At 68.3% G+C, this 23,932-nt stretch carries 22 protein-coding genes; 18 read left to right on the top strand and 4 right to left on the bottom strand.

Features of this window, described 5'->3' with window-relative positions; all coding sequences use genetic code 11:
- The 14 genes from V6V88_RS09935 to V6V88_RS09870 all read left to right on the top strand — a co-directional run bounded on the left by V6V88_RS09935 (nucleotide 1) and on the right by V6V88_RS09870 (nucleotide 13,247).
- Nucleotides 1-1,704, top strand: a complete 1,704-nt coding sequence (locus V6V88_RS09935) for an AMP-binding protein (RefSeq protein ID WP_338619125.1) — start codon at nucleotides 1-3, stop codon at nucleotides 1,702-1,704.
- On the top strand, nucleotides 1,691-2,443 hold the full coding sequence (locus V6V88_RS09930; RefSeq protein ID WP_338619123.1) for a glycosyltransferase family 2 protein: 753 nt from the start codon (nucleotides 1,691-1,693) through the stop codon (nucleotides 2,441-2,443). The genes V6V88_RS09935 and V6V88_RS09930 overlap by 14 nt, the downstream gene beginning before the upstream one ends.
- Nucleotides 2,440-3,363, top strand: a complete 924-nt coding sequence (locus tag V6V88_RS09925; RefSeq protein ID WP_062841843.1) for a glycosyl transferase — start codon at nucleotides 2,440-2,442, stop codon at nucleotides 3,361-3,363. The genes V6V88_RS09930 and V6V88_RS09925 overlap by 4 nt, the downstream gene beginning before the upstream one ends.
- On the top strand, nucleotides 3,356-3,805 hold the full coding sequence (locus V6V88_RS09920) for an acyl-CoA thioesterase (protein ID WP_056316008.1): 450 nt from the start codon (nucleotides 3,356-3,358) through the stop codon (nucleotides 3,803-3,805). Before V6V88_RS09925 ends, V6V88_RS09920 begins: the two co-directional genes overlap by 8 nt.
- A complete protein-coding gene (locus V6V88_RS09915; protein WP_338619120.1) occupies nucleotides 3,796-4,434 on the top strand; it encodes an outer membrane lipoprotein carrier protein LolA in 639 nt (212 codons plus the stop codon). Before V6V88_RS09920 ends, V6V88_RS09915 begins: the two co-directional genes overlap by 10 nt.
- Nucleotides 4,418-6,745, top strand: coding sequence for a hypothetical protein (locus tag V6V88_RS09910; RefSeq protein WP_338619117.1), 2,328 nt, complete (start codon nucleotides 4,418-4,420; stop codon nucleotides 6,743-6,745). The genes V6V88_RS09915 and V6V88_RS09910 overlap by 17 nt, the downstream gene beginning before the upstream one ends.
- Before the next feature lie 25 nt (nucleotides 6,746-6,770).
- Entirely contained in the window at nucleotides 6,771-8,033 is a 1,263-nt protein-coding gene (locus V6V88_RS09905) for an NAD(P)/FAD-dependent oxidoreductase (RefSeq protein WP_062841846.1), read from the top strand.
- Between the two features lie 7 nt (nucleotides 8,034-8,040).
- Entirely contained in the window at nucleotides 8,041-8,595 is a 555-nt protein-coding gene (locus V6V88_RS09900) for a DUF3261 domain-containing protein (RefSeq protein WP_062841847.1), read from the top strand.
- Entirely contained in the window at nucleotides 8,592-9,791 is a 1,200-nt protein-coding gene (locus V6V88_RS09895) for a beta-ketoacyl-[acyl-carrier-protein] synthase family protein (protein ID WP_062841848.1), read from the top strand. Before V6V88_RS09900 ends, V6V88_RS09895 begins: the two co-directional genes overlap by 4 nt.
- Nucleotides 9,788-10,243: a hotdog family protein gene (locus V6V88_RS09890; protein ID WP_062841849.1), complete on the top strand. Its 456-nt coding sequence runs from the start codon at nucleotides 9,788-9,790 to the stop codon at nucleotides 10,241-10,243. Before V6V88_RS09895 ends, V6V88_RS09890 begins: the two co-directional genes overlap by 4 nt.
- Nucleotides 10,240-10,971, top strand: coding sequence for a 3-oxoacyl-ACP reductase FabG (gene fabG / locus V6V88_RS09885; RefSeq protein ID WP_062841850.1), 732 nt, complete (start codon nucleotides 10,240-10,242; stop codon nucleotides 10,969-10,971). Before V6V88_RS09890 ends, fabG begins: the two co-directional genes overlap by 4 nt.
- Complete coding sequence (locus V6V88_RS09880; protein ID WP_280003076.1) at nucleotides 10,971-12,197, top strand: beta-ketoacyl-ACP synthase; 1,227 nt, start codon at nucleotides 10,971-10,973, stop codon at nucleotides 12,195-12,197. The genes fabG and V6V88_RS09880 overlap by 1 nt, the downstream gene beginning before the upstream one ends.
- 64 nt (nucleotides 12,198-12,261) lie before the next feature.
- Complete coding sequence (locus V6V88_RS09875) at nucleotides 12,262-12,702, top strand: excinuclease (RefSeq protein WP_223575153.1); 441 nt, start codon at nucleotides 12,262-12,264, stop codon at nucleotides 12,700-12,702.
- A gap of 80 nt (nucleotides 12,703-12,782) precedes the next feature.
- Nucleotides 12,783-13,247, top strand: a complete 465-nt coding sequence (locus tag V6V88_RS09870) for a GatB/YqeY domain-containing protein (RefSeq protein ID WP_128828002.1) — start codon at nucleotides 12,783-12,785, stop codon at nucleotides 13,245-13,247.
- Here the strand turns inward: V6V88_RS09870 and dinB are convergent.
- The gene (gene dinB, locus V6V88_RS09865) at nucleotides 13,244-14,341 is read right to left on the bottom strand and encodes a DNA polymerase IV (RefSeq protein ID WP_223575151.1); all 1,098 of its coding nucleotides are present in this window, start codon (nucleotides 14,339-14,341) and stop codon (nucleotides 13,244-13,246) included. The genes V6V88_RS09870 and dinB overlap by 4 nt on opposite strands.
- Before the next feature lie 75 nt (nucleotides 14,342-14,416).
- Here dinB and V6V88_RS09860 point away from each other — a divergent pair, with 75 nt between their 5' ends.
- On the top strand, nucleotides 14,417-14,839 hold the full coding sequence (locus tag V6V88_RS09860; RefSeq protein WP_063955853.1) for a PaaI family thioesterase: 423 nt from the start codon (nucleotides 14,417-14,419) through the stop codon (nucleotides 14,837-14,839).
- A gap of 19 nt (nucleotides 14,840-14,858) precedes the next feature.
- Here the strand turns inward: V6V88_RS09860 and V6V88_RS09855 are convergent, their stop codons facing one another.
- Nucleotides 14,859-15,314 carry a hypothetical protein gene (locus V6V88_RS09855; RefSeq protein WP_175236199.1) on the bottom strand — a complete coding sequence of 152 codons (456 nt, stop codon included), beginning with the start codon at nucleotides 15,312-15,314 and terminating at the stop codon, nucleotides 14,859-14,861.
- A gap of 138 nt (nucleotides 15,315-15,452) precedes the next feature.
- Here V6V88_RS09855 and V6V88_RS09850 point away from each other — a divergent pair, with 138 nt between their 5' ends.
- Entirely contained in the window at nucleotides 15,453-17,369 is a 1,917-nt protein-coding gene (locus tag V6V88_RS09850) for a S9 family peptidase (protein WP_152383985.1), read from the top strand.
- Here V6V88_RS09850 and V6V88_RS09845 read toward each other — a convergent pair.
- Together V6V88_RS09845 and V6V88_RS09840 are read right to left on the bottom strand one after the other, a co-directional pair.
- Complete coding sequence (locus V6V88_RS09845; protein ID WP_223575149.1) at nucleotides 17,359-18,591, bottom strand: GGDEF domain-containing protein; 1,233 nt, start codon at nucleotides 18,589-18,591, stop codon at nucleotides 17,359-17,361. The two genes, V6V88_RS09850 and V6V88_RS09845, sit on opposite strands and share 11 nt — an antisense overlap.
- A 397-nt stretch (nucleotides 18,592-18,988) precedes the next feature.
- Nucleotides 18,989-20,224, bottom strand: a complete 1,236-nt coding sequence (locus V6V88_RS09840) for an MFS transporter (RefSeq protein WP_223575147.1) — start codon at nucleotides 20,222-20,224, stop codon at nucleotides 18,989-18,991.
- Nucleotides 20,225-20,389: 165 nt separating this feature from the next.
- Here V6V88_RS09840 and V6V88_RS09835 point away from each other — a divergent pair, with 165 nt between their 5' ends.
- Both V6V88_RS09835 and V6V88_RS09830 read left to right on the top strand, forming a co-directional pair.
- Nucleotides 20,390-21,205, top strand: coding sequence for a helix-turn-helix transcriptional regulator (locus V6V88_RS09835; protein ID WP_223575145.1), 816 nt, complete (start codon nucleotides 20,390-20,392; stop codon nucleotides 21,203-21,205).
- 96 nt (nucleotides 21,206-21,301) lie between these two features.
- A complete protein-coding gene (locus V6V88_RS09830) occupies nucleotides 21,302-23,920 on the top strand; it encodes a PBP1A family penicillin-binding protein (protein WP_223575143.1) in 2,619 nt (872 codons plus the stop codon).
- Nucleotides 23,921-23,932: the final 12 nt, after the last annotated feature.

Below are 23,932 nucleotides of genomic sequence, written 5' to 3'. Positions count from 1 at the left end.
ATGGCCTGGACGCCCCTGCCCCGCCTGCTGATGCCCGCCCCTGGCGGCATGGACGCCGCCATCGCGGATGGCCCGGCGATCACCCGTGACGTCTTTGCGCGGAACGCCCTGTCCGTGGCGGGCGCATTGCGCGCGCGCCCGGTACGCCGCGCCGCGCTGTGGTTCGACGACGCGGTGGAACTGGCCTGCGCGCTGTTCGCGTGCTGGCGCGCGGGCGTCGTGGCCGTCCTGCCCGGAGACAACCAGGGCCAGACCTGCAACGGCCTGGACGGCACGGTCGATGCGTGGCTGACCGACACCGATCTGCCCGTGCCTGCCGGGCGGCAATGGCGGCTGGCGGACCTCTTGGACCAGCCGCCGCTCGCGCCCGCCGAACTGGATGCATCGGTGACGCTGGTGCTGTGCACCTCGGGCTCCAGCGGCGCGCCCAAGCACATCGTCAAGCAATGGCGCCAGCTTGCGGCGGAGATCGACGCCTTGCAGCGGCAATGGCCCGACACGCAGACACCGGTGCTGGGCAGCGTGTCCGCCCAGCATATGTATGGCCTGCCCTTTCGCGTGCTGTGGCCGCTTTGCGCGGGCCGCCAGATCGACCGCCGCCAACGGCTGTACCCCGAAGACCTGCAACAGGGCAGCCTGCGTTTTCCCACATTCGCCTGGATCGCCAGCCCCGCGCTGTTGCGCCGGCTGGGCCAGCGCCTGGACGCGGCGCAACTGCGCGGGCGGCTGACGCGCATCCATTCGTCGGGCGGCGCGCTTCCGCTTGACGTATCCGACGACATCGAACGTTCGCTCGGACTGCGCCCCACCGAGATCTACGGCAGTTCTGAAACGGGCGCGGTCGCGTGGCGCACCGGCGACACCGACTGGCAGCCGCTGCCAGGCGTCAGCGTCGACCTGAACGACGCAGGCGCGCTGCGCGTGTCGTCGCCCTGGGTGCAGTCCAGCGAGGCGCAGACCGCCGATGGCGCCGAGCTCACAGCGACGGGTTTCCGGCTGCTCGGCAGGCTGGACCGCATCATGAAGATCGAAGACAAGCGCGTGTCGCTGCCCATGATCGAACACGCGCTGATGGAACATGCATTCACGTCCGACGTCCGGCTCGGCAAGGCCGCCGGCGCCACGCGCCTGGCCGCCCTCGTTGCGCTGTCGGCCCACGGTCTGCATGCACTGCGCAACCAGGGCCGCAAAGCCGTGGTGGACGCGCTGCGGGGCCATCTGGCCGCGCGCTTCGAATCGCTGGCGATTCCGCGCACCTGGCGGCTGCTGCCCCACCTGCCCGCCAACGCCCAGGGCAAACTGCCGCAAGCCGACTTCGAGGCCGCGGCCGGCCCGCGCCCCGTGGCGCCCGCCGCCATCCCGGCCGGCCTGCCCGGACAACCGGACAACGAACGCCGCTATACGCTGGACATTCCCTACGACCTGGCTTACTTCAGCGGACACTTTCCCGCGGCGCCGGTCGTGCCGGGCGTGGCGCAGATCAGCTGGGCCATGTCGCTTGCCCAGCGTGACCTGCACCCCGGCCTGAACTTCGCGGGCATGGAAGCGCTGAAGTTCCAGCGTCTGCTGCGTCCGGGCGACGCCGCCGTCCTGACGCTGAAATGGGATAACGCCAAACAGAAGCTCTACTTCACCTTCACGGTGAATGACGCGCCGTGCTCGTCCGGGCGCATTCTCCACGGAGCAAGCCATGACGCCGCATAAGCTGTGCGCGGTCGTGCCCGTGTACAACCACGGCGGCACCGTCGCCGCGGTCGTCGCGCAGCTTGCCGCGCAAGGCCTGCCTTGCGTTCTGGTGGACGACGGCTCCGCGCCCGCGTGCGCCGCCGTGCTGGACGCCTTGGCAGAACGGCCCGACACCCACCTGGTACGCCGCGCCGTCAACGGCGGCAAGGGCGCCGCAGTGCAGGATGGATTGCGGGCCGCGCTGGCATTGGGATACACGCATGCCCTGCAGGTGGACGCCGACGGCCAGCATGCGCTGCAAGACATCCCGCTATTCGCGCAAGCCTCGCGCGAGCAGCCGGACGCCGTGATCTGCGGCGCGCCCGTGTACGGCGACGACGTGCCGCGCAGCCGTCTCTACGGCCGCTGGTTGACCCGCGTGTGGGTCTGGATCAACACCCTGTCGCTCGACATCCCCGACGCCATGTGCGGGTTTCGCGTCTACCCGCTGGCAGCCGTGCTGCCGGTGATCGACGGCGCCCACGTCGGCCAGCGCATGGACTTCGACATTGCCGTGCTGGTGCGGCTGCACTGGCGCGGCTTGCGCATGGCCTGGCTGCCGACGCGCGTGGTCTACCCCGAGGGCGGCATTTCGCATTTCAAGGGCCTGCAAGACAACGTGCTGATCAGCCGCATGCACGCGCGCCTGTTCTTCGGCATGCTGGCCCGGTCGCCGGCGCTGTTGTGGCGCCGCCTGTCCCGGAGCGCCCAGCCATGAGCGTGGCCGATCAGCATTGGGCCGGGCAGCGCGAACGCGGCAGCCCCGTGCTGATGCGCCTGACGGCCTGGGCCGCGCGCAGGCTGGGACGGCGCGCGGTCGCCCCGGTGGTCTGGGTGGTGGTGCTGTACTTCTACGCGTTTGGCGCCCGCGCGCGGCGCGCGATCGCGGTGTACCAGTCTCGCGTGGCGGCCTCCGGCGAACTGGCCGCGCCGCTGCCGCGCGCCCTGCCCGTGTACCGCCAGTACCTCGCCTTCGCCACCGCCATGCTGGACAAGCTGGACGTATGGCAGGGCAAGATCACGATGGCACGCCTGGATATCGCGGACCCGGACGGCCTGCATGGCCAGATGGGCCACGGCCGCGGACAGATCCTGGTGGGCTCGCACCTGGGCAACCTCGAAATCTGCCGCGCGCTTGCGGAGCAGACCGGCGCGCTGCGGCTCAATGTGCTGGTGCACAGCAAGCACGCCGTGAACTTCAACCGCCTGCTCGACGAGGCCGGCGGCGGGCTGCGCATGATCCAGGTCAGCGAGCTGGATGCCGCCGTCATGCTGGATCTGGCCGAGCGCCTGGAGCGCGGGGAATGGCTTGCCATCGCCGGCGACCGTGTGCCGCTGCGCGGCGACCGCACGGTGCCCGTGCAATTCCTGGGCGCCACCGCCCTGTTCCCCCAGGGCCCGTGGCTTCTGGCGGGCCTCTTGGGCTGCCCCGTGAACCTGCTGCGCTGCACCCGCCACGGCGGCCGCTATCGCGTCTCGATGGAGCGCCTGACCGAGCGCGTCGAATGGACGCGCGCGACCCGGCAGGCGCAGATCGCCGTCTGGACCCAGCGCTATGCCGACCGTCTGGCCGCGCATTGCCGCGACGCGCCGCTGCAGTGGTTCAACTTCTACCCCTTCTGGAAAGACGATGCGTAAACGTGGCGCGATCGGCGCGCAAGTCGAAATCCGTGTGCCCTTCTTCGATGTCGATTCAATCAACGTCGTGTGGCACGGCCATTACGTCAAATATCTGGAACAGGCGCGCTGCGAGCTTCTGGACCGGATCGGCCACAACTACGACGCGATGCGGGCAAGCGGCTACGCCTGGCCGGTGATCGACCTGCATCTGCGCTACGCCCAGCCCGCGCAGTTCGGCCAACGCCTGGTCGTGCGCGCCGAACTGGTCGAATGGGAGCACCGCCTCAAGATCAACTACCTGATCCAGGACGCGGCCACGGGCCAGCGGCTCACCCGGGCCACCTCCGAACAGGTCGCCGTGTGCCTGGCCAGCCGCGAAATGCAGCTGACCTCGCCCAACGTCTTCGTCGATGCGGTCCAGCGCGCCCTTCAATCCCAGGAGACCGCGACATGCGCCTGATCCTGCCCCAGCACCTGACCCTGTCGAGGCGCTGGAACCGATTTCTCTTTCTGCTGGCGATGGCGCTGCTGCCCTTGAGCGCCCAGGCGTTCGACCTGAACGCCCTGCAACAGCAACTGCGCGCCACGCCGATCGTGCGCGGCCAGTTCGTCCAGCAGAAATTCCTGCGGTCGCTGCCCCAACCCCTGACCAGCCGCGGCGACTTCACGCTGGCCGCGGGCAAGGGCCTGCTGTGGCGCTTGCGTACGCCCATCGCCCAGGACCTGCGCATCAACGCCGACGGCATCGCGCGCCGCGACGAATCGGGCGCCTGGCAGGCGCTGCCCCAGCACACCGGCGCGGGACGCGAGAACCAGCTGTTCCTGTCGGTCCTGGCTGGCGATACGCGCGGGCTCGAAGAGAACTTCGACCTGGCGCTGACGGGCGAGGCGACCTCCTGGAAACTGACGCTGACGCCGCGGTCGGCGCTGCTCAAGCAGATCTTCAGCACGATCCAGATCGACGGCGGCGCGCTGGTCGATCGCATCGAATTGCGCGAGACGCAAGGCGACCGCAGCGTCCTGCAGATGACGGGCGCGGTCGCGGCCGACGCGCTCACGCCCGAGGAACAGCGTGCATTCTCGGACTGAACGCTGGCTGCCCCGCCTCTTCAAGCTGGGGCTGCTGCTGGTGCTGCTTGCCGGCGCCTGGCAATGCCGCAATGGCTGGCCGGTGTCGGCCAACCTGATGGAGCTGGTGCCGCAAAGCGCCAGTGACGCCACGCGCCAGCTGGCCGAGGCCCGCATCCAGGAACCGCTGTCGCGCCAGCTCATCGCGCTGGTGTCTGCCCCGGATGGCGCCGACCCCGCGCAGGCGGCGCGCCTGCTTGCCAAACGCTGGACGGACAGCGGCCTCTTTTCGGCCGTGCAGGTGGAAGTCAATGTGGACCTGGCCGCCCTGCGCGAACAACTGCTGGCCGGCCGCCTGGCGATGCTGCCGCTGGCGGACCGCCAACTGCTTGAGACCGATCCCGCCGCATTCGCACAGCGCCGCGCACGCGAGCTGTCCGATCCGTTCTCCTCGCCGGGGCTCGTGCCCGCCGATCAAGACTGGCTGGGGCTCACGCGCCGCGCCGAGCAATCGCTCAGGCCTGGCGGACCCGTGCATTACGACATGGGCTCGGGCACGCTGCAGGCGCAGCAAAACGGCAAACGCTGGGTGCTCGTGCGGGCCGAGACGCGCGGCGACGCGTTCGATGCCGATGCGCCGCAACGCATCGCCACGCAGATCGCCGAGGACCGCGAGGCCCTGCAGGCCGGCAGCGCCCAGATGCTGGTGGCGGCCGGCGCGCTGTACGCGGCGGCCGGCAAAGCGCAAGCGGTCGCCGAAAGCAGCTGGATCGGGTCCGGCGCCACGATCGGCATCGTGCTCGTCCTGCTGCTGGCGCTGCGCCGCTGGCGGGTGCTGCTGGCCTTCGTGCCGGTGGCCGTGGGCCTTGTGACCGGCGCGGTCGCGTGCGTCGCGGTGTTCGGCTCGATCCACGTCCTGACGCTGGTCATCGGCGCCAGCCTGATCGGGGTGGCGGTCGACTTTCCCATGCACTGGCTGGGCAAGCGCTTCGGGATGCCGGACTGGCAAGCGTGGCCGGCGCTGCGCCGCGTGCTGCCCGGCCTGACGATCAGCCTGGCCGCCAGTCTGGTGGGCTATGTCGCGCTGGCGTTCACGCCGTTTCCGGCGCTGACCCAGACCGCCGTGTTCTCGGCGGCCGGCCTGCTTGGCGCGTATGCCTGCACCGTGTGCCAGCTTCCGGCGTGGATGCGGGGCTGGCAGCCGCGCCCCTGGCTGCCGCTGCTTCACTTTGCCCAGGCCGCGCTCGCCACGCGCGAACGGCTGGGCGCCCGGCGCGGCGTCCTGTGGGCCGGGGCGGCCGTCCTGGTGGCGGTGACGGCGGGCGGCATCGCGCGGCTGGGCATCCAGGACGATCTGCGTCAATGGCTGAGCCTGCCGGCGCCGCTGATGCAGCAGGCCAGGCAGATCGGCGAGATCACCGGTTTCGTGCCCACGAGCCAGTTCTTTCTGGTGCGCGCCCCCGATCCCGACGAACTGCTGCGGCGCCAGGCGCGGGTCGCGCAAGCGCTCGACACGCTGGTCCAGCGGGGCGGCCTGGCCACCTACAACGCACTCAGCCAGCTTGTGTCGCCCGCCGCCGACCAGCAGGCCCTGGGCCGCCGCCTGGCCGCGCTGGCCGGACAACCGCAAGTGTGGAAGCCCATGACGGACCTCGGCATTCCGCTCGAGGCCGTGACGCAGGAGCTGCAGTCGCTGGCGGCGCTGCCGGTCGTCACCATCGACGGCGCGCTGCAAGGTCCGCAGGGCGATCGCTGGCGCGCATTGTGGCTTGGCCAGCACGACGGCGAATACGCCGGCATGATCTCGCTGCTGGGCCTGACCGATCCGGCCGCGCTGCCAACCATCGCGCAGGCCGCGCCGGGCGTCACGCTGGTCGACCGCAGCGGCGAGCTGAACCGCATGTTCGCCGCCACGCGGGTCGAAGCCGCCGAACTCAAGCTGCTGTCCTACGTGGCCGCGGCCGTGCTGCTGCTTCTGACGCTCGGACGCGCCGCCACCTGGCGCATCCTTGCCGTGCCGCTGGCGGCCACCGCCTGCAGCCTGGCCGCGCTGGGCTACCTGGGCCAGCCCTTGACGCTCTTCAGCCTCTTCGGCCTGCTGCTGGTGTCGGCCATCGGCGTGGACTACGCCATCTTCATGTACGAGCGCGTCGCCGGCCCCGCAGCCAGCCTCGTCGGCATTCTGCTGGGCGCCGTCACGACGCTGCTGTCTTTCGGACTGCTTGCCCTGAGCCACACGCCCGCCATCGCCAACTTCGGGCTGGCGGTGGCCCTGGGCGTCGCCTTTTCGCTCCTGTGGGCGCCCTGGGTCGGGCCGCCCCGGCGGGCCTGACATCTGCCTCTTTCACCAAGGAATCATGGAAACCTCCAGCATGGAACATCGGGAAGTTGTGGTTATCGGGGCGGGCCCCGCCGGCGCGGTCGCCGCGGCGCTGCTCAAGCGGCAGGGCCATGACGTGCTCATGCTGGAGCGCCAACAGTTCCCCCGGTTCTCCATCGGCGAAAGCCTGCTCGCGCATTGCCTGGAATTCGTGGAAGAGGCCGGCATGCTGCCCGCCGTCCAGGCCGCGGGCTTCCAGGTCAAGAACGGCGCCGCGTTCGCCTGCGGCGACGCCTACACGTACTTCGACTTCCGCGACAAGTTCACCGCCGGGCCGGGCACGACCTTCCAGGTGCAGCGCGCGCACTTCGACAAGGTGCTGGCAGACGACGCCGCGCGCCAAGGGGTCGAGGTGCGTTATCAACAGGAAGTCACGGCCGCGGACTTCGGCAGCGCCGGGCCCTTGCTGGACGTGCGCCGCGCAGACGGCAGCGCCTACCAGGTCAAGAGCCAGTTCGTGCTGGACGCCAGCGGTTACGGCCGCGTGCTGGCCCGTCTGCTTGACCTGGAACGCCCCTCCGGCCTGCCGCCCCGCAAGGCCATCTTCACCCACATCGAAGACCGCATCGACGATCCCGGCTTTGACCGCGAGAAGATCCTGATCACGGTTCACCCTGAACAGCGCGGCATCTGGTATTGGCTGATTCCCTTCTCCAACGGCCGCTGCTCGTTCGGCGTGGTGGGCGGCGATGACCTTTTTGGCGGCCCCGGCGAGGACCTGATGACCACGTTGCGCGCCATGGCCGATGCCGCGCCCAACCTGAAGCGCGTCTTGAAGAACGCCGTCTGGGACACGCCGGCCAACACCATCGGCGGATACTCCGCCAGCGTCACCCGCCTGCACGGCCCCGGCTTCGCCCTCTTGGGCAACGCCGCGGAATTCCTGGATCCGGTGTTCTCGTCCGGCGTCACCATCGCGTTGCGCTCGTCCAAGCTGGCCGCGGACGCCTTGCACCGGCAACTGGGCGGCGCGCAGGTGGACTGGCAAGCCGAATTCGCCGACCCGCTGATGATCGGCGTGGAAACCTTCCGCGCGTATGTGCAGGGCTGGTACACCGGCGAATTCCAGGACGTTGTCTTCTATCAGCAGGCGCAACCGGAAATCCGCCGCATGATCAGCTCCATCCTGGCCGGCTACGCCTGGGATACGACAAACCCCTTCGTCGCCAACCCGCAGCGCCGCCTGCGCATGCTGAGCGAGCTGTGCCGCAGCGGCGACAGGCTCGCCCAGCCCGCCTGAACCCATCATGACCGCCCATCCCGCCTCCTTCCTGTCCGCCTGCCGCGCGCTGGCGATGACGCTGGCCTTGCTGGCGCTGGCCGGCTGCGCAGGCGCGCCGCCCCTGCCCGCGCGCGACGCCGGCTTTTCGCTGCCGCGCCAGTTGCACGTGGTGCAGGCCGCGCCGGGCCAGCCCGCCCAGGACCTGCTGCTGGTGGTCCAGCGCGAAGACGCCGCCTTGCGGTGGTCGCTGTTCGACCCCATGGGCGTGCCGCAGGCGCGCCAGATGCTGGAGCGCGGGCAATGGCGCAACGATGGTTTCATGCGGCCCAACGCGCAGGCGCGCGATCTGTTCGCGGCGCTGATGTTTGCCTGGACCCCGCAGGCCGAGCTTGACGCAGCCTACGGCGCGGCGTCGTGGCGCGCGGCATCGCACGGCGGCGCCACGCAACGCCTGCTGCTCGATGGCGGCAAGGTGCGCTGGACGGTCACCTATCCCGCGGACTCGCAGAGCCAGGCGTTGTCGATCGGCAGCGCCAGCGGCGTGACGTGGCGCATCACCCCCCTGAAGGAGCAGCCATGACGACCTGGCTTGGCACTCCCGGCATCGTCTGCGCGCTGGGCGCTGGCGTGGACGCCGTCGGCCGCGCCGCTTTCGCGGGCGACACCAGCGGCATGCGCGCCCAGGACGGCTGGGTGAACGGCCGCACGCTGACGCTGGGCGCCGTCACCGGCGCGCTGCCGCCGGCGCCCCCGCACATGCCCGCGCATCACCACAGCCGCAACAACCAGTTGCTGCTTGCCGCGGCCCTCCAGATCGAAGACCGGCTGCGCGGCGCCATCACCCGGTACGGCGCCGCGCGCGTCGCGGTGGTGCTGGGCACCAGCACGTCCGGCGTGAACGACAATGCGCCCGCGTTCCGCCATCTGCGCGCCCATGGCGCCTGGCCGGACGACTACGACTACCGCCGGCAGGCCCTGTCTTCGCCCGCCGCCTTCCTTGCGGACTGGCTGGGCGTGACGGGGCCGGCCTACACCCTGTCCACCGCATGCACCTCCAGCGCCCGCGCCCTGCTGTCGGCGCGCAGGCTGCTGCAGCTGGGCCTGTGCGACGCAGTGATCTGCGGCGGCGCCGACACGCTCTGCCGCCTGACCATCAATGGCTTCGCGACGCTCGAAGCGGTGGACGAAGCGCTGTGCGCGCCCTTCTCGGCCGACCGCCGCGGCATCAACATCGGCGAAGCCGGCGTGCTGTTCCTGATGGAACGCGATCCAGCCGATGCCAACGCCGTGGCGCTCTTGGGCGGCGGCGCCAGCTCCGACGCCTGGCATATGTCCGCGCCCGACCCGACCGGCGAAGGCGCGCGCCGGGCCATGCAGGCCGCGCTGCAATCGGCCCATGTGGACGCCGCCAGCATCGGCTGGCTAAACCTGCACGGCACCGGCACGCCGCACAACGACGCCATGGAAAGCCACGCCACGCACGCGGTGTTTCCGAACGGCGTGCCCTGCGCGTCGACCAAGGCGCTGACCGGCCACACGCTGGGCGCGGCCGGCGCCCTGGAAGCCGCGCTGGCCTGGATCACGCTGTCCGCCGCCAACACGCAGGGCGCGCTGATGCCCCATGTGTGGGATGGCCAACCGGATCCGGCGCTGCCCGCGCTGGACTTCAGCACGTCCGCGCACCGCTACCCGGCGGGCCGGCGGCGGCTCGCCATGAGCAACTCGTTCGCCTTCGGCGGCAACAATGCAAGCCTGGTGCTGGGAGGCCAGCCATGACGACGTGGCCCATCGCCAGCCTGCTGCCGCACGCAGGCGACATGATCCTGCTCGACGCGGTCACCCACCATGACGCGGACAGCCTTACCGCCCAGGCCGTCGTGCGGCCCGGCCCCTACTCGCTGCCCGACGGCTCCCTGCCGCCCTGGCTTGGCATGGAACTGATGGCCCAGGCCGTCGGCGCCTGGGCAGGTTGCCAGGCCCGCCAGGCCAACGAAGCCGTCAAGCTCGGCTTCCTGCTTGGCACGCGGCGCTACGAATGCCACGACGCCTCGTTGCCCGCCGGCGCCGCCCTCACCATCCACGTCGAACGCGGCCTGATCGACGCCAGCGGCATGAGCGTCTTCGAATGCGAACTGCGCGAGGGCCCGCGCGTGCTGGCCCAAGCCCGGCTCAACGTCTATCAGCCCAGCGACCCCAACACTCTTATGCAGGAACAAGCCCCCCAATGAGCGCCGACCCCATTCTCGTCACCGGCTCGAGCCGCGGCATCGGCCGCGCCATCGCACTGGCCCTGGCCGACGCGGGCCACGATCTGGTGCTGCATTGCCGCCAACAGCGCGCGCAGGCCGAGGCCGTCCAGGCCGAGGTGCAGGCCCGTGGCCGCCAGGCCCGCATCCTTCAGTTCGACGTGGCCGACCGCGCGCAGTGCGCCGCGGTGCTGCAAGCAGACGTCGACGCGCACGGCGCGTATTACGGCGTCGTGCTCAATGCCGGCCTGACGCGCGATGGCGCGTTCCCCGCCCTGACGGGCGACGATTGGGACCAGGTGCTGCGGACCAACCTGGACGGTTTCTACAACGTGATGAGCCCGCTGGCGATGCCCATGATCCGCCGCCGCGCGGCGGGCCGTGTGGTGTGCATGACCTCGGTCTCCGGATTGGTCGGCAACCGCGGACAGGTCAACTACAGCGCCTCGAAGGCCGGCCTCATCGGCGCCGCCAAGGCGCTGGCCGTGGAACTGGCCAAACGCCAGATCACCGTGAACTGCGTGGCGCCCGGTCTGATCGATACGGACATGATCGACGAGCAGGTGCCGGTCGAGGAAATCCTGAAGGCCATCCCGGCGCAGCGCATGGGCCGGCCCGAAGAGGTGGCCGCGACCGTGGCATTCCTGATGTCGCCCGGCGCCGCGTACATCACGCGCCAGGTCATCGCTGTAAACGGAGGACTTTGCTGATGAAACGCGTCGTTGTCACCGGCATGGCCGGCATCAGCGCCCTGGGATCGGAATGGCAGGCCATCCAGCAGGCTTTCCAGGAGGGCCGCAGCGCCATTCGCGTCATGCCCGACTGGTCGCGCTACACGGAACTGAACACCCGTCTGGGCGGCCCGGTCGAAAACTTCCAGCCGCCCTCGCACTGGACGCGCAAGCAGTTGCGCAGCATGGGCCGGGTGTCGCAGCTGGCGGTGCGCGCCGCCGAAAACGCCCTGGCCGACGCCGGCCTGCTGGGCGAGCGCAGCATCACCGACGGGCGCATGGGTGTGGCCTGCGGATCGTCGGTCGGCAGCACCGCCGAAATCCGCGCCTTCGGCAACATGCTGCTCAACGGCGTGACGGATGACCTGAACGCCAATTCCTACGTGCGCATGATGCCGCACACCACCGCGGCCAACATCGGCATCTTCTTCGAACTGAAGGGCCGGATCATCCCGACCTCCAGCGCCTGCACGTCCGGCAGCCAGGGCATCGGCTACGCCTACGAGGCCATCCGCTACGGCCGTCAGGACCTGATGCTGGCGGGCGGCGCCGAAGAACTGTGCCCCAGCGAAGCGCTGGTGTTCGACGCGCTGTACGCAACCAGCCAGAAGAACGACACGCCGGAACTGACGCCCCGCCCCTACGACCGCGACCGCGACGGACTGGTCATTGGCGAAGGCAGCGGCATGCTGGTCCTCGAATCGCTGGAACACGCCCAGGCCCGCGGTGCGCGCATCCACGCCGAGATCGTGGGCTTTGGCAGCAATTCGGACGGCACGCACATCACCCGGCCCGAAGCGGCCACGATGCGCATCGCGATGGAGATGGCCCTGGCCGACGCCGGCCTGCCGCCCGAGGCCATCGGCTACGTGAACGGGCACGGCACCGCGACCGAACAGGGCGACGTGGCCGAAACGCAAGCGACTTCCGGCCTCTTTGGCAGCCGCATGCCGATCAGCTCGCAGAAGAGCTACCTGGGCCACACGCTGGGCGCCTGCGGCGCGCTGGAATCGTGGTTCAGCATCGAGATGCTCAGGAACGATTGGTACGCCCCCACGCTGAATCTGCAGAATGTCGATCCGCGGTGCGGCGAACTCGACTATCTGGACGGAGACGGCCGGCGCATGAGCAACGAATACGTGATGAACAACAACTTCGCGTTCGGCGGCATCAACACGTCCCTGATCTTCAAGCGCTGGCCCTGACGCGGGCCAGCGCCGCTGCTACCGCTTTCCCGCTTTTCCAACGTCTCATCAAGGAATGCAAGTCATGACCCTCCATTGCAAGCTCGCTGGCGCGCTGGCCGTGTCCTTTATCCTGACCGCCCCGGTCCTGGCCGCGGATCGCACCGTCCACCTGCCCCTCGCGGCCGCCGTCAAGGCCGCGCAGGACGCCGGCAAGATCGACGGCAGCGTCAAGTTCTACCTGGCCGGCACGGGGCCCAAGGGCAAGGTGCTGGAGGCCGGCGTGGTCACCAACCGCAAGACGAACGCCTTTGCCAAGAAGGACGAAGAGGCTTGCGTGTGGGTGGCCCAGTCCGCCGTGATCGCGCTGCATGAGGCCGCGAAGAAGGCCGGCGCCAATGCCGTCACCAATATCGTCAGCTACTACCGCAAGAACGAATACCGCAGCACCACGGATTACGAGTGCCACGCCGGCGCCATGGTGGCAGGCGTCGCGCTGCGCGGCGACCTCGCCACGGTGAAGTAAGCCCAACGGGCCGGGGCCGCCCGGTGCGCCCCGGCCCGGTTTACACTTCCCGATTACCGCAACACCACAAAGGTTTACCGATGAGCACTGCTACGCTCAAGACCCGCCTGTCCGACGCCGTCAAGGACGCGATGCGCGCCAAGGCCACCGAGCGCCTGACCACGCTGCGATTCCTGCTGGCTGCCGTCAAGCAGAAGGAAGTGGACGAACGCCGCGATCTGTCCGACGCCGAAATCACCGCCATCATCGAAAAGCAGGTCAAGCAGCGCCGCGAATCGATCGCCGCGTTCGAGCAGGCTGGCCGCACGGAAACCGCCGAGCAGGAAAAGGGCGAACTCGCCGTGCTGCAGGAATTCCTGCCCCAGGCCGCGACGCCCGAGGAAGTGGCTGCCGCCATCGACGCCGCGCTTGCGGAAGTGGCCGCGCAAGGCGTGACCGGCGCGCCCGCGATGGGCAAGGTAATGGCGATCCTCAAGCAGAACCTGGCCGGCCGCGCCGACATGACGGCGCTGTCGCAGCAAGTGAAAGCCCGCCTCGCAAACTAAAACGCCCCCCCAAACAGATCCGGCTGGCGCGACTGCTCCGCCGGGTCTGCGAAGTTGCTCATCCCCACTCCCGCCAGCCGGTACAGCGTGTCCGGCGGCAGGTCGACCCGTTCGCATAGCAGCCGAGCCAGCGCGGCCAGTTCCAGGGCGGATGCGGGCGGCTGCGCGCAGGTCTGGCTGCGCGTCAGGATGCGGAAGCGGTCGGTCTTCAGCTTGAGCACCACCGTGCGTCCCAAGGCGCCCTTCTTCAGCGCCTGATCCCACACTTTTTCCGCCATGCGGTCCAGCGCGTATCCCACGGCGTCCAGCCGGACATCGTTGGAAAACGTGGTTTCCGCGGACACCTGTTGCAGCGGCTGGTCCGTCTGCACCTCGCGTTCGTCGATGCCGCGCGCCAGTTCATACAGGCGCCGGCCGTAGCGGCCGAAATAGTGCTCAAGTTCCTGCGCGCTGTGCGTCGCCAGGTCGCCCACCGTCTGGATTCCAAGCTGCTCCAGCCGCGCCTGCGTGACCTTGCCCACGCCCGGCACCTTGCGCACCGGCAAGGACTCCAGAAACGCCAGCACCTTGTTGGGCCGCACCACGAACAGCCCATCGGGCTTATTCCAGTCCGACGCGATCTTGGCCAGGAACTTGTTTGGCGCCACGCCCGCCGACGCGGTCAGGCCGGTTTCCTCGCGGATCTGATGGCGGATCACCTGCGCCACCTCGGTGGCCGACGGCAGCCCGCATTTGTTGACCGTGACGTCCAGGTAGGCCTCGTCCAGCGACAAGGGTTCGATCAGGTCGGTATGGCGCGCGAAGATCTGCCGCACCTGGCGCGAGACGTCACGGTATCGGTTGAAATCGGGCGGCACGTAGATCGCGTGCGGGCAAAGGCGTTCGGCCTTGATGGCCGACATCGCGGAATGGATGCCGTAGCGCCGCGCCTCGTACGAGGCCGCGCACACGACCGAACGCGGGCCCGTCCAGGCCACGACCACCGGCTTGCCACGCAGGTCGGGGTTGTCGCGCTGCTCCACGGATGCATAGAAAGCATCCATGTCCACATGCACGATCTTGCGCGCGGAGTGCGCGGGCGCCTGCCCCGTCATGGCCTCAATCCCGTGGCAAAAACATATATTATGACCGGCGACAATTCGCTATCCCTTCTTGCCCCCGACGGATCCATGACTGCACCCGCCCGCGCCAACACCGACTACTTCGGCCTGACCATTCCTTTCATGAGTTTCATCGGCCTGGTGCCGGAAAGCATCGCGCCCGCTTACGCCCGCACGACGCTGCCGTGGCGCGAAGACTTGACCAACAGCCGCGGCGATGTGCACGGCGGCACGCTGATGAGCGTGCTGGACTTCACCCTGAGCGCCGCCGCCCGCGGCTCAGCCGACGCCACCGAAGGCATGGCCACCATCGACATGAACACCACGTTCCTGTCGCCCGGCACCGGCGATCTGGTCATCGAGGCGCGCTGCCTGCGCCGCGGCGCCTCCATCGCCTTCTGCGAGGGCGACATCCGCCGCGCTGACGGCGAACTGGTAGCGCGCGCCACCGCCACCTTCAAGATCATCCGCCGCCGTCCGGGCGGCGACTGACCTTACCAGGCTCCCTGTCCTACCTGGGCAGGTCGCGCGACGGCTTGACGGGCGGACGCGGATCCAGCGGCATGTACGTGCTGCACGACACCAGCCCGTAGTACACCGCGTCCTGCATGGCGCGCATCGCGGCCGCATCCCACGTGCCCTTGCCCCACATCACGATGCGCACGTCCGTGGACTTCGGGCCCAGCGACTTCAGGTCCACGCGCGACATTTCGCGATCAGAGTACGGCGCCAGCACGCGCACCACGCCGGTTTGCGCGCTTTCGTTCAGGTCGGACACGACACGGTAGGCGTTGTCGGTGCTGCGCAGGCAGGCGTTGGACTGGCGGATGACCGCATCGTAGGCGTCCTTGAACGCCACCGGCGCCTTGAATTCGCTGTGCGGCGACGCGCTGTCCGGCGAAATGCCGAGCGAGCAGCCGGCCAGCCCCAGGGCCAGCGCCGAGGCCGCGACCAGATTCCTGTACATGTAAATCTCCAGAAGAATTGCCGCGATTATCCCGCAAACCGTCTGACGGCATAAGTGGGGCCGGTTCGACACCCCTTGCGCGGCTATGGCATTATCGACCGGCCATTGCAACGCGGATCGACATCACGGAGGTTTCCCTTGTTCTCATTCCTGCGCACCGTCCTTGCGGCCGGCATTGTCGGCGCCTCATTGGGTGCCTGCGCCACGCAGCCGCCTCCTCGCGCCTATCCCCTGAAAGATTTCTTCCGCAACCCGGATCGCGGTTTTTTCCGGCTCTCGGACGACGGCCAGACGCTCTCGTTCATGCAGCCGACCAGCGTGGACGGCAATCCGGCCCGCATGAACATCTATGTGCAGCCCCTGCAAGGCAGCGAGCTCATCGGCGAGCCGCGCCAACTGACCCGCGAGACCGCGCGCGACATCAGCGCCTACTTCTGGAAAGGCGCGGACGTGGTGCTGTACCAGAAGGATTTTGGCGGTGACGAGAACTTCCACGTCCTGGCCGTCAATGCCAAGACCGGCACGATCACCGACCTGACGCCCTACGAGGGCGTGCGCGCGGGCATCGAAGACGACCTGGAAGACGATCCCGACCACGTGCTGATCAGTCACAACCAGCGCGACCCCGAAGTCTTCGACGTCTACCGCGTCAACGTCCACACCGGCGCGGCCGTGCTGGTGGCGCAGAACCCGGGCAACATCGTCGGCTGGCAGACCGACCACGCCGGCAAGGTGCGCGCCGCCGTCGCCAGCGACGGGCTGAACACCACCCTGCTCTACCGCGACGACGAAGCCTCCGACTTCCGCCCCCTCATCACCACCGACTACCGCACCAGCGTCAGCCCCGCGTTCTTCACGTTCGACGACAAGAAGTTCTACGCGCTCAGCAACCGCGGCCGCGACAAGCTTTCGCTCGTCGTCATCGACCCGGCCACGCCGGACGTTGAAGACGTCATCTTCACGCCCGACGCGGTCGACCTGGACGGCGCGGCATTCTCGCGCAAGCGCCGCGTGCTGACCGTCGCGTCCTACCAGACCGACAAGCCGCAATACAAGTTCTTCGACGCCGAAACCGAAGCGCTGTACAAGACCCTCGCCGAGCGCCTGCCCGGCTACGACGTCGTTCTGCAGGGCGGCAACCGCGACGAAAACAAGTTCATCGTCGCCGCCTACAACGACCGCACGCCCGGCTCGCGCTACATCTATGACGCGGTAGCCGGCACGCTGACCAAGCTGGCGGACCTGAATCCGGCGATCCCCGAGGCCGATATGTCACGGGTGCAGCCCATCAGCTACCAAAGCCGCGACGGCCGCACCATCCACGGCTACCTGACGCTGCCCGCGGGCCGCACGCCCAAGAACCTGGCTTGCGTGGTCAACCCGCACGGCGGCCCCTGGGCCCGCGACGGCTGGGGCTACAACCCCGAAGTGCAATTCCTGGCCAACCGCGGATTCTGCGTCCTGCAGATGAACTTCCGCGGCTCCACCGGCTACGGCCGCGACTTCTGGGAAGCGGGCTTCGGACAATGGGGCCTGGCGATGCAGGACGACATCACCGATGGCGTCGAATGGCTGGTCAAGCAAGGCATCGCCGATCCCAAGCGCATCGGCATCTATGGCGCCAGCTACGGCGGTTACGCCACGCTGGCCGGCGTGGCCTTCACGCCGGACCTGTACGCCGCGGCGGTCGACTACGTGGGCGTGTCCAACCTCTTTACGTTCATGAAGTCGATTCCGCCCTACTGGAAGCCGATGCTGGACAAGATGCAGGACATGGTGGGCGACCCTGTGCGGGACCGCGACCGCCTGACCGCCACGTCGCCGGCGCTGCATGCGGACAAGATCCGCACGCCGCTATTCGTGGCGCAAGGCGCCAAGGATCCGCGCGTGAACAAGGACGAGAGCGATCAGATGGTGTCGGCGCTCAAGGCTCGCGGCGTCGATGTGGAATACATGGTCAAGGACAACGAAGGCCACGGCTTTCACAACGACGAGAACAAGTTCGAGTTCTACGAGGCCATGGAGAAGTTCCTGACGGAACACCTCAAGCCGTAGTGCCCGCGGCTTCGGCCTCCAGGGCGTTCGTGGCGGCGGCCGGCTGGCCGCCGCCTGCCCGAACCATCCCCCGGCCGCTCCAGGCCATTTCCACCCGGTCGCGCCCCTGTTCCTTGGCCCGATACAGCGCCACGTCGGCCCGCGCCAGGATCACGTCGGCGCTATCGCCGGGCTGGTAGGACGCCAGCCCCCCGCTCGTGGTCATCTGCACTTCCAACCCCTGCAGGTAAAGCGGCATGTCGCGCAAGGCATCGCAGACGCGCTGCGCTTGCACCAGCGCGCTCGCCGGATCACAGTCGTACATCAGCAGCACGAATTCCTCGCCGCCCATGCGTCCGAAGCGGTCGCTCGACCGGACCGCGTTCTGCACCACGCGCGCGAAGTGCCGCAGCGCGGTGTCGCCGCCCGCGTGCCCATAGCGGTCGTTGATGGATTTGAAATGGTCGATGTCCAGCACCAGCACCGCCAGCTTCCCGCCGCAGCGCTCGCAACGTTGCAGCTCGCGTTCCAGCTCGTCCAGGATGCTGCGCCGCGAGTAGGCCTGCGTCAGGCTGTCGAACGTCAGCGCGGCCTGCATCTTTTCCGCCTGGCTGGACTGGATCATGAAAAGCAGCGCCAGAAACAGCCCCGGCACCGTGACCGAGCCGCACACGATGAAGAACAGGCCCCACGCCGACGGCTGCAACAGCGACACCGGCGCTTCCACGCCCGCGCCGTAGACATACACGCGCAGCGCGTGCAATCCCACCAGCCCGAAGAAGGCCAGCAGCAGATAGAGCACGACGCCTTTGGTCTGGATGCGCCGCCGCTGCCGGAAGATGACCCAGCCCGTTGCCGCCATCAGCACGCAGGTGTAGCCGGAATACAGCATCATTCGCGACAGCAGACTGTCGTTGCGATACAGCAGCAGCGCAAAGCCAAACGTGCACAGCGAGCACAACACGGTCGTGCGCAGGATGTGCGGATGCAAGCCGAAGAACTGGCGCACGCCGATGTACACCAGCGCGGCGGACACAGCCCAGGCCGCGTTGGACACCATCACATAGGCCGCGGGCGGCATCATCTCGGCGCACGCGTAGGCCAGCATCGACAGCACGGCCAGCGCATTGGCCGCCATGAACGCGGGCACGCCTTCGACGCCGCGGCCATGAAACGGCAGCAGCAGCGGCAACGCCAGCGCCGTGGCGAGTCCCCACATCAGGAAAAACAAGCTAGTCGTCATGGTTGTTCCGGCTCAGGCCTTCTGGGCCTGCCCCGCCGTTGGGAATTGCAGTTGCACTGGGTTCGCAATCGATAACGCGTTACACGTCAGCATTTTTGATGCTTTTTGTTACCAGAACGACAAAATGACCCACTGCGCGTTTGCCCATCGGGGCAACGCGCGCGTGTTCGTTCAGAACCTTTACTGCCCGCGCCAAGACGATCGCACGGCCTGCGACGAAAGAATACGCCAAGGCGCCCGCGCCGTGACGTTCCCTTTGCAGTAATTGACAGTTAACTTACGCAAATATCCGCAAAGTTCCGTGCGTCGACGGCCCAGCCGTCAGCGCCGCCGCCACGCCCCACGGGCGTGGCGCGTGCCTCTGGCGCCGGCAGATTTGCGATCCTCGCGGGTGGCCCTACACGCGCCGCATCTTCGGCAACAGGATGGCCACGACGCCCAGCAGCGGCAGATAGGCGCATAGCTGATAAACATGGCCAATGCTGGTGGCGTCGGCCAGCCTGCCCAGCACCGCCGCGCCCAGGCCGCCCATGCCGAACGCAAAGCCGAAGAACAGCCCCGCGATCATCCCCACCTTGCCCGGCACCAGTTCCTGGGCATAGACCACGATCGCCGAGAACGCCGAGGCCAGCACCACGCCGATGATGACCACCAGCACGCCCGTCCAGAACAGGTTCGCGTGCGGCAGCATCAGCGTGAAAGGCGCCACGCCCAGGATCGACACCCAGATCACGATCTTGCGGCCGATGCGGTCGCCGACCGGTCCGCCCACGACGGTGCCCACCGCCACGGCAGCCAGGAACAGAAAGAGATACAGCTGCGCCTCGCGCACCGACAGCGCGAACTTGTCGATCAGGTAGAAGGTGAAGTAGCTGTTCAGGCTGGCCAGATAGAAGTACTTCGAGAACACCAGCAGGCCCAGCACCGCCAACGCGCCCATCACCTGATGGCGCGTGAGCCCATTGTCCGCGCCCTCGCGCCGCGCGCGCGGCTTGAGCAGCACGCGGTTGGCGCTGTACCAGCGGCCGATCCACATCAGCACCCCGATGCCGAACAGCGCCGCCACCGAGAACCACGCCACGCTGCCCTGCCCGTGCGGAATGATGACCAGCGCGGCCAGAAGCGGTCCCAGCGCCGATCCCACATTGCCGCCCACCTGGAACAGCGACTGCGCCAGCCCGTGCCGCCCCCCCGACGCCATGCGCGCCACCCGCGACGACTCGGGGTGAAACACCGACGAGCCCGTGCCCACCAGCACCGCCGCCACCAGCAGCCAGCCGAAGGACGGCGCCATCGACAACAGCAACAGGCCCACCAGCGTGAACCCCATGCCCACCGGCAGCGAGTACGGTTTGGGATGCCGGTCGGTGTACAAGCCGATGAAGGGCTGCAGCAACGACGCGGCAAGCTGGTAGACCAGCGTGATCAGGCCGATCTGCGTAAACGTCAGGCTGAACGAATCCTTGAGCATCGGATAGATGGCGAGCAGGATCGACTGGATCATGTCGTTCATCAGATGCGCCACGCTGATGGCGCCCAACACCTTGAAGGCGGTGGAGGGATCGGACGAGGCGGCCGGTGCCGCGGGCGGAGTGGCAGCCAGGCCGGCGCCGGGATTCTGGGCGGAGTTCATGGGTCGCGCAAGAAAGATTGAAGGACAGCCGGCCGGACGCCGGAACCAGGCCTCAAGTGTAGAAATCCGGCGTCCGCGCGATCTGCCAATTTTCGTCGCCAAAGTGACAAAATAGGCGCACTGCGCTTTTGAGCGTGCCCTCATCCTTTTGCCGGAAGTGACACCATGGTCGTGCGCCCCGCCCCCGATCCCGCGCGAAGCATCAATGCCCAGGACTACCAGCATCGCCCGCGCGTCGTGACGGCAATGGCCAAGGAATTTCCCGCGGGCGCGCAGACCGGCTCGCATTCGCACCCCCGCGCGCAGCTCATCTACGCCATCGAAGGCGTGATGCGCGTCACCACGCCCAGCGGCTTCTGGGCCCTGCCGCCGCTGCGCGCGCTCTGGGTGCCGGCCGGCGTGCCGCACGGCGTGGACATGGTGGGCGCGGTCTCCATGCGTTCGCTCTACATCCAGGCCGAGGCGGCTGCGGGCTACTGGCCCCAGTGCCAGGTGATCGAGGTAAGCGGCCTGTTGCGCGAACTGATCCTGGCGCTGACGGCCGAGCCCATCGACTACCCGCTCGGGGGACGGATCGAACAGATCGCCGGATTGATCCTGGCCGAACTGGCCGCGGCCCGTGTCGTGCCGATTCAGATCCCCTGGCCGCGCGACCGGCGCCTGCAAGCCATTTGCGCGGCCATTCTGGACCAGCCCGGCCTGCAGCGCGGCATCGACGACTGGGGCAGCGAGATCGGCGCCAGCGGCCGCACATTGATCCGATTGTTTCAAAGCGAACTGGGGCTGAACTACCGCCAATGGGTGCAGCAGGTGCGCCTGGCCGACGCCGTGTGCCGCCTGTCGCTGGGCGAGCCCGTCGCGCGGATCGCCGCGGACCTTGGCTACCGTAGCGCCAGCGCGTTCTCGGCCATGTTCCACCGCGCGCTGGGCGCGCCGCCGCAGCGCTACCTGCAATGCGTCCCCGGCGCTGCAAGCGCCTGACATAAAGCTGAATTCCTCCTGGGCGGGCAGATTTCGTTACCGAAACCTTATTGCGCCCTGGGCGGTCTATAGCGTTCTGACCTAGAATCGCCTGCAATGAGCACCCCCCAGCAATCCTCCGCCAACCCGGGCGGCAAATCGGGCCTCCCCTGGAAACCTCTCCTGGTCAAAGCGGGCATCGCAGCCGCCGGCGCAGCCGTGTGCGGCGCCATCCTGCTCGGCCTCGCGCTGGCCCTGGCGTGGCCCAGCCTGCCCGACCTGCACGCGATGACCGACTACCGGCCGCGCGTGCCGCTGCGCATCTACACGGCGGACAAGGTATTGATCGGCGAATACGGCGAAGAGCACCGCAACGTGCTGCGTTTCGACGAGATCCCCCCGGTAATGCGCCAAGCCGTGCTGGCGGCCGAGGACGACCGTTTCTACAGCCACGGCGGCGTCGACTGGATGGGCGTTGCGCGCGCCGTGCTGACCAACATCGTCAAGGGCTCCAAGTCCCAGGGCGGCAGCACGATCACGATGCAGGTTGCGCGCAACTTCTATCTGTCGTCGGAGAAGACCTACTCGCGCAAGTTCTATGAACTGCTGCTGACGTTCAAGATTGAATCCGAGCTCACCAAGGACCAGATCCTCGAGCTCTACATGAACCAGATCTACCTGGGCCATCGCGCCTATGGTTTCGCGGCCGCTTCGCGCACGTACTTCGGCAAACCGCTGTCGGAGGTCACCCCGGCCGAAGCCGCGATGCTGGCCGGCATTCCCAAGGCGCCCTCGCGCTTTAACCCCATCACCAACTTCCCGCGCGCGGAAATCCGCCAGCATTACGTGCTGGGCCGCATGAAGACGCTGGGCTACCTGACGCCGGAGCAGACCGAAGAGGCCCTGAACCAGCGCCTCACGATCCGCGGGTCGGACGGCAGCAGCGCGCGCGGCTTCGCGGTGCATGGCGACTATCCGGCCGAGCTGGCCCGCCAGCTGATGTACGGCGTCTTCCAGGAAAACACGTATTCGCAGGGCATCGACGTCTACACCACGATCGATTCCAAGGCCCAGGAAGCCGCCTATCGCGCCGTGCGCGACGGCATCATCGATTACACACGCCGCGCCGTCTATCCGGGTCCGGAAGACCAGGTCGACCTGCCCGACGGCGTGGAAAAGGATCCGCAGGCGCTCGACGAGGTCCTGGATGGCGTGCAGGAAAAGTCGCCCGACAGCGAAGACCTGCTCGCCGCCGTCGTGCTGGCCGCCAGCCCCACCGAAGTCACCGTGGCGCGCAGCGGACGCGACATCATCACGATCTCGGACAAGAAGGCCCTGGCGGTTGTCGCCCGCGCGCTCAATCCCAAGGCCAGCGACACCCAGCGCATCCGCCGCGGTTCCGTCGTCTACATCCACAAGAACGGCGACAACTGGGAAATCATCAACATGCCGGCGCTGCAAGCCGCGCTGGTGTCGATGGTGCCGCAGGATGGCGCCATCCGCGCCATGATCGGCGGCTTTGACTTCAATCGCGGCCACTTCAACCGCGTCACGCAGGCCTGGCGCCAGCCCGGTTCGAACATCAAGCCGTTCGTCTACGCGGCCGCGCTGGAACGGGGCCTCACGCCCGCCACGCAGATTTCCGACCAGCCCTTCATGCTGACGGCCGAGCAGACGGGCTCGAAGGCCTGGCAGCCCAAGAACGACGGCAACAAGTACGAACCCATGCTGACCCTGCGCCAGGGCCTCATGCGGTCCAAGAACATGGTGTCGATCCGCATCCTGCAGGCAATTTCCCCGCAATATGCCCAGGACTACCTGACGCGCTTCGGCTTCGAAAAGTCGCGCTGGCCGGCCGTGCTGCCGCTTGCCCTGGGCGCGGGCGGCGCCACGCCGCTGCAGGTCGTCAATGGCTACAGCGTGTTCGCCAACGGCGGCTATCGCGTGACGCCCTACCTCATCGACCACGTCACGGACCGCGCCGGCAACGTGCTGATGAAGGCCCAGCCCGTCGTGGCCGGCGATGCGCAGGCGCGCGCCATCGACCCGCGCACCGCCTGGGTCATGGACGACATCCTGCGCGACGTCACCGTCAACGGCACCGCCGCCCGCGCGCATCAGGTGCTCAAGCGCAACGACATCGGCGGCAAGACCGGCACCACGAACGACGCCGTCGACGTCTGGTTCTCGGGCTTCACGCAGACCCTGGCCACCACCGTGTGGATGGGCTTTGACCAGCCCAAGTCGCTGGGCACCAACGAGTTCGGCAGCGGTCTGGCGCTGTCCACCTGGCTGGACTACATGCAGCCCGTGCTCAAGGACGTGCCGCAGGCCAAGCCGGCGCCCCGTCCCGATGGCCTGCTGGTGGACAACGGCGAGTACTACTTCTCCGAATTCCCGCCCGGCCAGGCCGTGGCCTCGCTGGACCTGTCTTCCGGCGACGCGCTCACCGATTTCCTGAACAACAACCGCTCGACGGATGGCGTCGACACCTCGGTCAAGCCGCTGCCCCCGGGCGGCGCCGCAGCCCCGCAAGACAGTCCGATCCAACCGCCGTTGATGCCGATCCCGGTGCCGCGCGCGGACGCCGCGCCCGGCCCGCAGGCGCAGGCCATGCCCGCCGCGGGCGGCGTGCAGCCGCCGGCCCTGCCTGCCGCGGCCGCGCCGGCCGACTCGGCCGGCGTGAGCGCCAGCGCCGTGACCAGCCCCGGCACGGTGACCGCCCGGCCGCTGTAAGCGCCGCGCATC

Origin of the sequence: Achromobacter sp. E1 (assembly GCF_037039475.1) — a bacterium.
Lineage (GTDB): Bacteria > Pseudomonadota > Gammaproteobacteria > Burkholderiales > Burkholderiaceae_B > Achromobacter > Achromobacter mucicolens.
The sequence above is the reverse complement of the archived record's forward strand: the minus strand, read 5'-3'. Positions and strand labels throughout refer to the sequence as shown.

Bases quoted from the DNA above. Each gene is read 5' to 3' on its own strand.
- V6V88_RS09935 (WP_338619125.1), top strand. From the start codon at position 1: ATGGCCTGGACGCCCCTGCCCCGCCTGCTGATGCCCGCCCCTGGCGGC.
- V6V88_RS09930 (WP_338619123.1), top strand. From the start codon at position 1,691: ATGACGCCGCATAAGCTGTGCGCGGTCGTGCCCGTGTACAACCACGGC.
- V6V88_RS09925 (WP_062841843.1), top strand. From the start codon at position 2,440: ATGAGCGTGGCCGATCAGCATTGGGCCGGGCAGCGCGAACGCGGCAGC.
- V6V88_RS09920 (WP_056316008.1), top strand. From the start codon at position 3,356: ATGCGTAAACGTGGCGCGATCGGCGCGCAAGTCGAAATCCGTGTGCCC.
- V6V88_RS09915 (WP_338619120.1), top strand. From the start codon at position 3,796: ATGCGCCTGATCCTGCCCCAGCACCTGACCCTGTCGAGGCGCTGGAAC.
- V6V88_RS09905 (WP_062841846.1), top strand. From the start codon at position 6,771: ATGGAAACCTCCAGCATGGAACATCGGGAAGTTGTGGTTATCGGGGCG.
- V6V88_RS09900 (WP_062841847.1), top strand. From the start codon at position 8,041: ATGACCGCCCATCCCGCCTCCTTCCTGTCCGCCTGCCGCGCGCTGGCG.
- V6V88_RS09895 (WP_062841848.1), top strand. From the start codon at position 8,592: ATGACGACCTGGCTTGGCACTCCCGGCATCGTCTGCGCGCTGGGCGCT.
- V6V88_RS09890 (WP_062841849.1), top strand. From the start codon at position 9,788: ATGACGACGTGGCCCATCGCCAGCCTGCTGCCGCACGCAGGCGACATG.
- fabG (WP_062841850.1), top strand. From the start codon at position 10,240: ATGAGCGCCGACCCCATTCTCGTCACCGGCTCGAGCCGCGGCATCGGC.
- V6V88_RS09880 (WP_280003076.1), top strand. From the start codon at position 10,971: ATGAAACGCGTCGTTGTCACCGGCATGGCCGGCATCAGCGCCCTGGGA.
- V6V88_RS09875 (WP_223575153.1), top strand. From the start codon at position 12,262: ATGACCCTCCATTGCAAGCTCGCTGGCGCGCTGGCCGTGTCCTTTATC.
- V6V88_RS09870 (WP_128828002.1), top strand. From the start codon at position 12,783: ATGAGCACTGCTACGCTCAAGACCCGCCTGTCCGACGCCGTCAAGGAC.
- dinB (WP_223575151.1), bottom strand. From the start codon at position 14,341: ATGACGGGGCAGGCGCCCGCGCACTCCGCGCGCAAGATCGTGCATGTG.
- V6V88_RS09860 (WP_063955853.1), top strand. From the start codon at position 14,417: ATGACTGCACCCGCCCGCGCCAACACCGACTACTTCGGCCTGACCATT.
- V6V88_RS09855 (WP_175236199.1), bottom strand. From the start codon at position 15,314: ATGTACAGGAATCTGGTCGCGGCCTCGGCGCTGGCCCTGGGGCTGGCC.
- V6V88_RS09845 (WP_223575149.1), bottom strand. From the start codon at position 18,591: ATGACGACTAGCTTGTTTTTCCTGATGTGGGGACTCGCCACGGCGCTG.
- V6V88_RS09840 (WP_223575147.1), bottom strand. From the start codon at position 20,224: ATGAACTCCGCCCAGAATCCCGGCGCCGGCCTGGCTGCCACTCCGCCC.
- V6V88_RS09835 (WP_223575145.1), top strand. From the start codon at position 20,390: ATGGTCGTGCGCCCCGCCCCCGATCCCGCGCGAAGCATCAATGCCCAG.
- V6V88_RS09830 (WP_223575143.1), top strand. From the start codon at position 21,302: ATGAGCACCCCCCAGCAATCCTCCGCCAACCCGGGCGGCAAATCGGGC.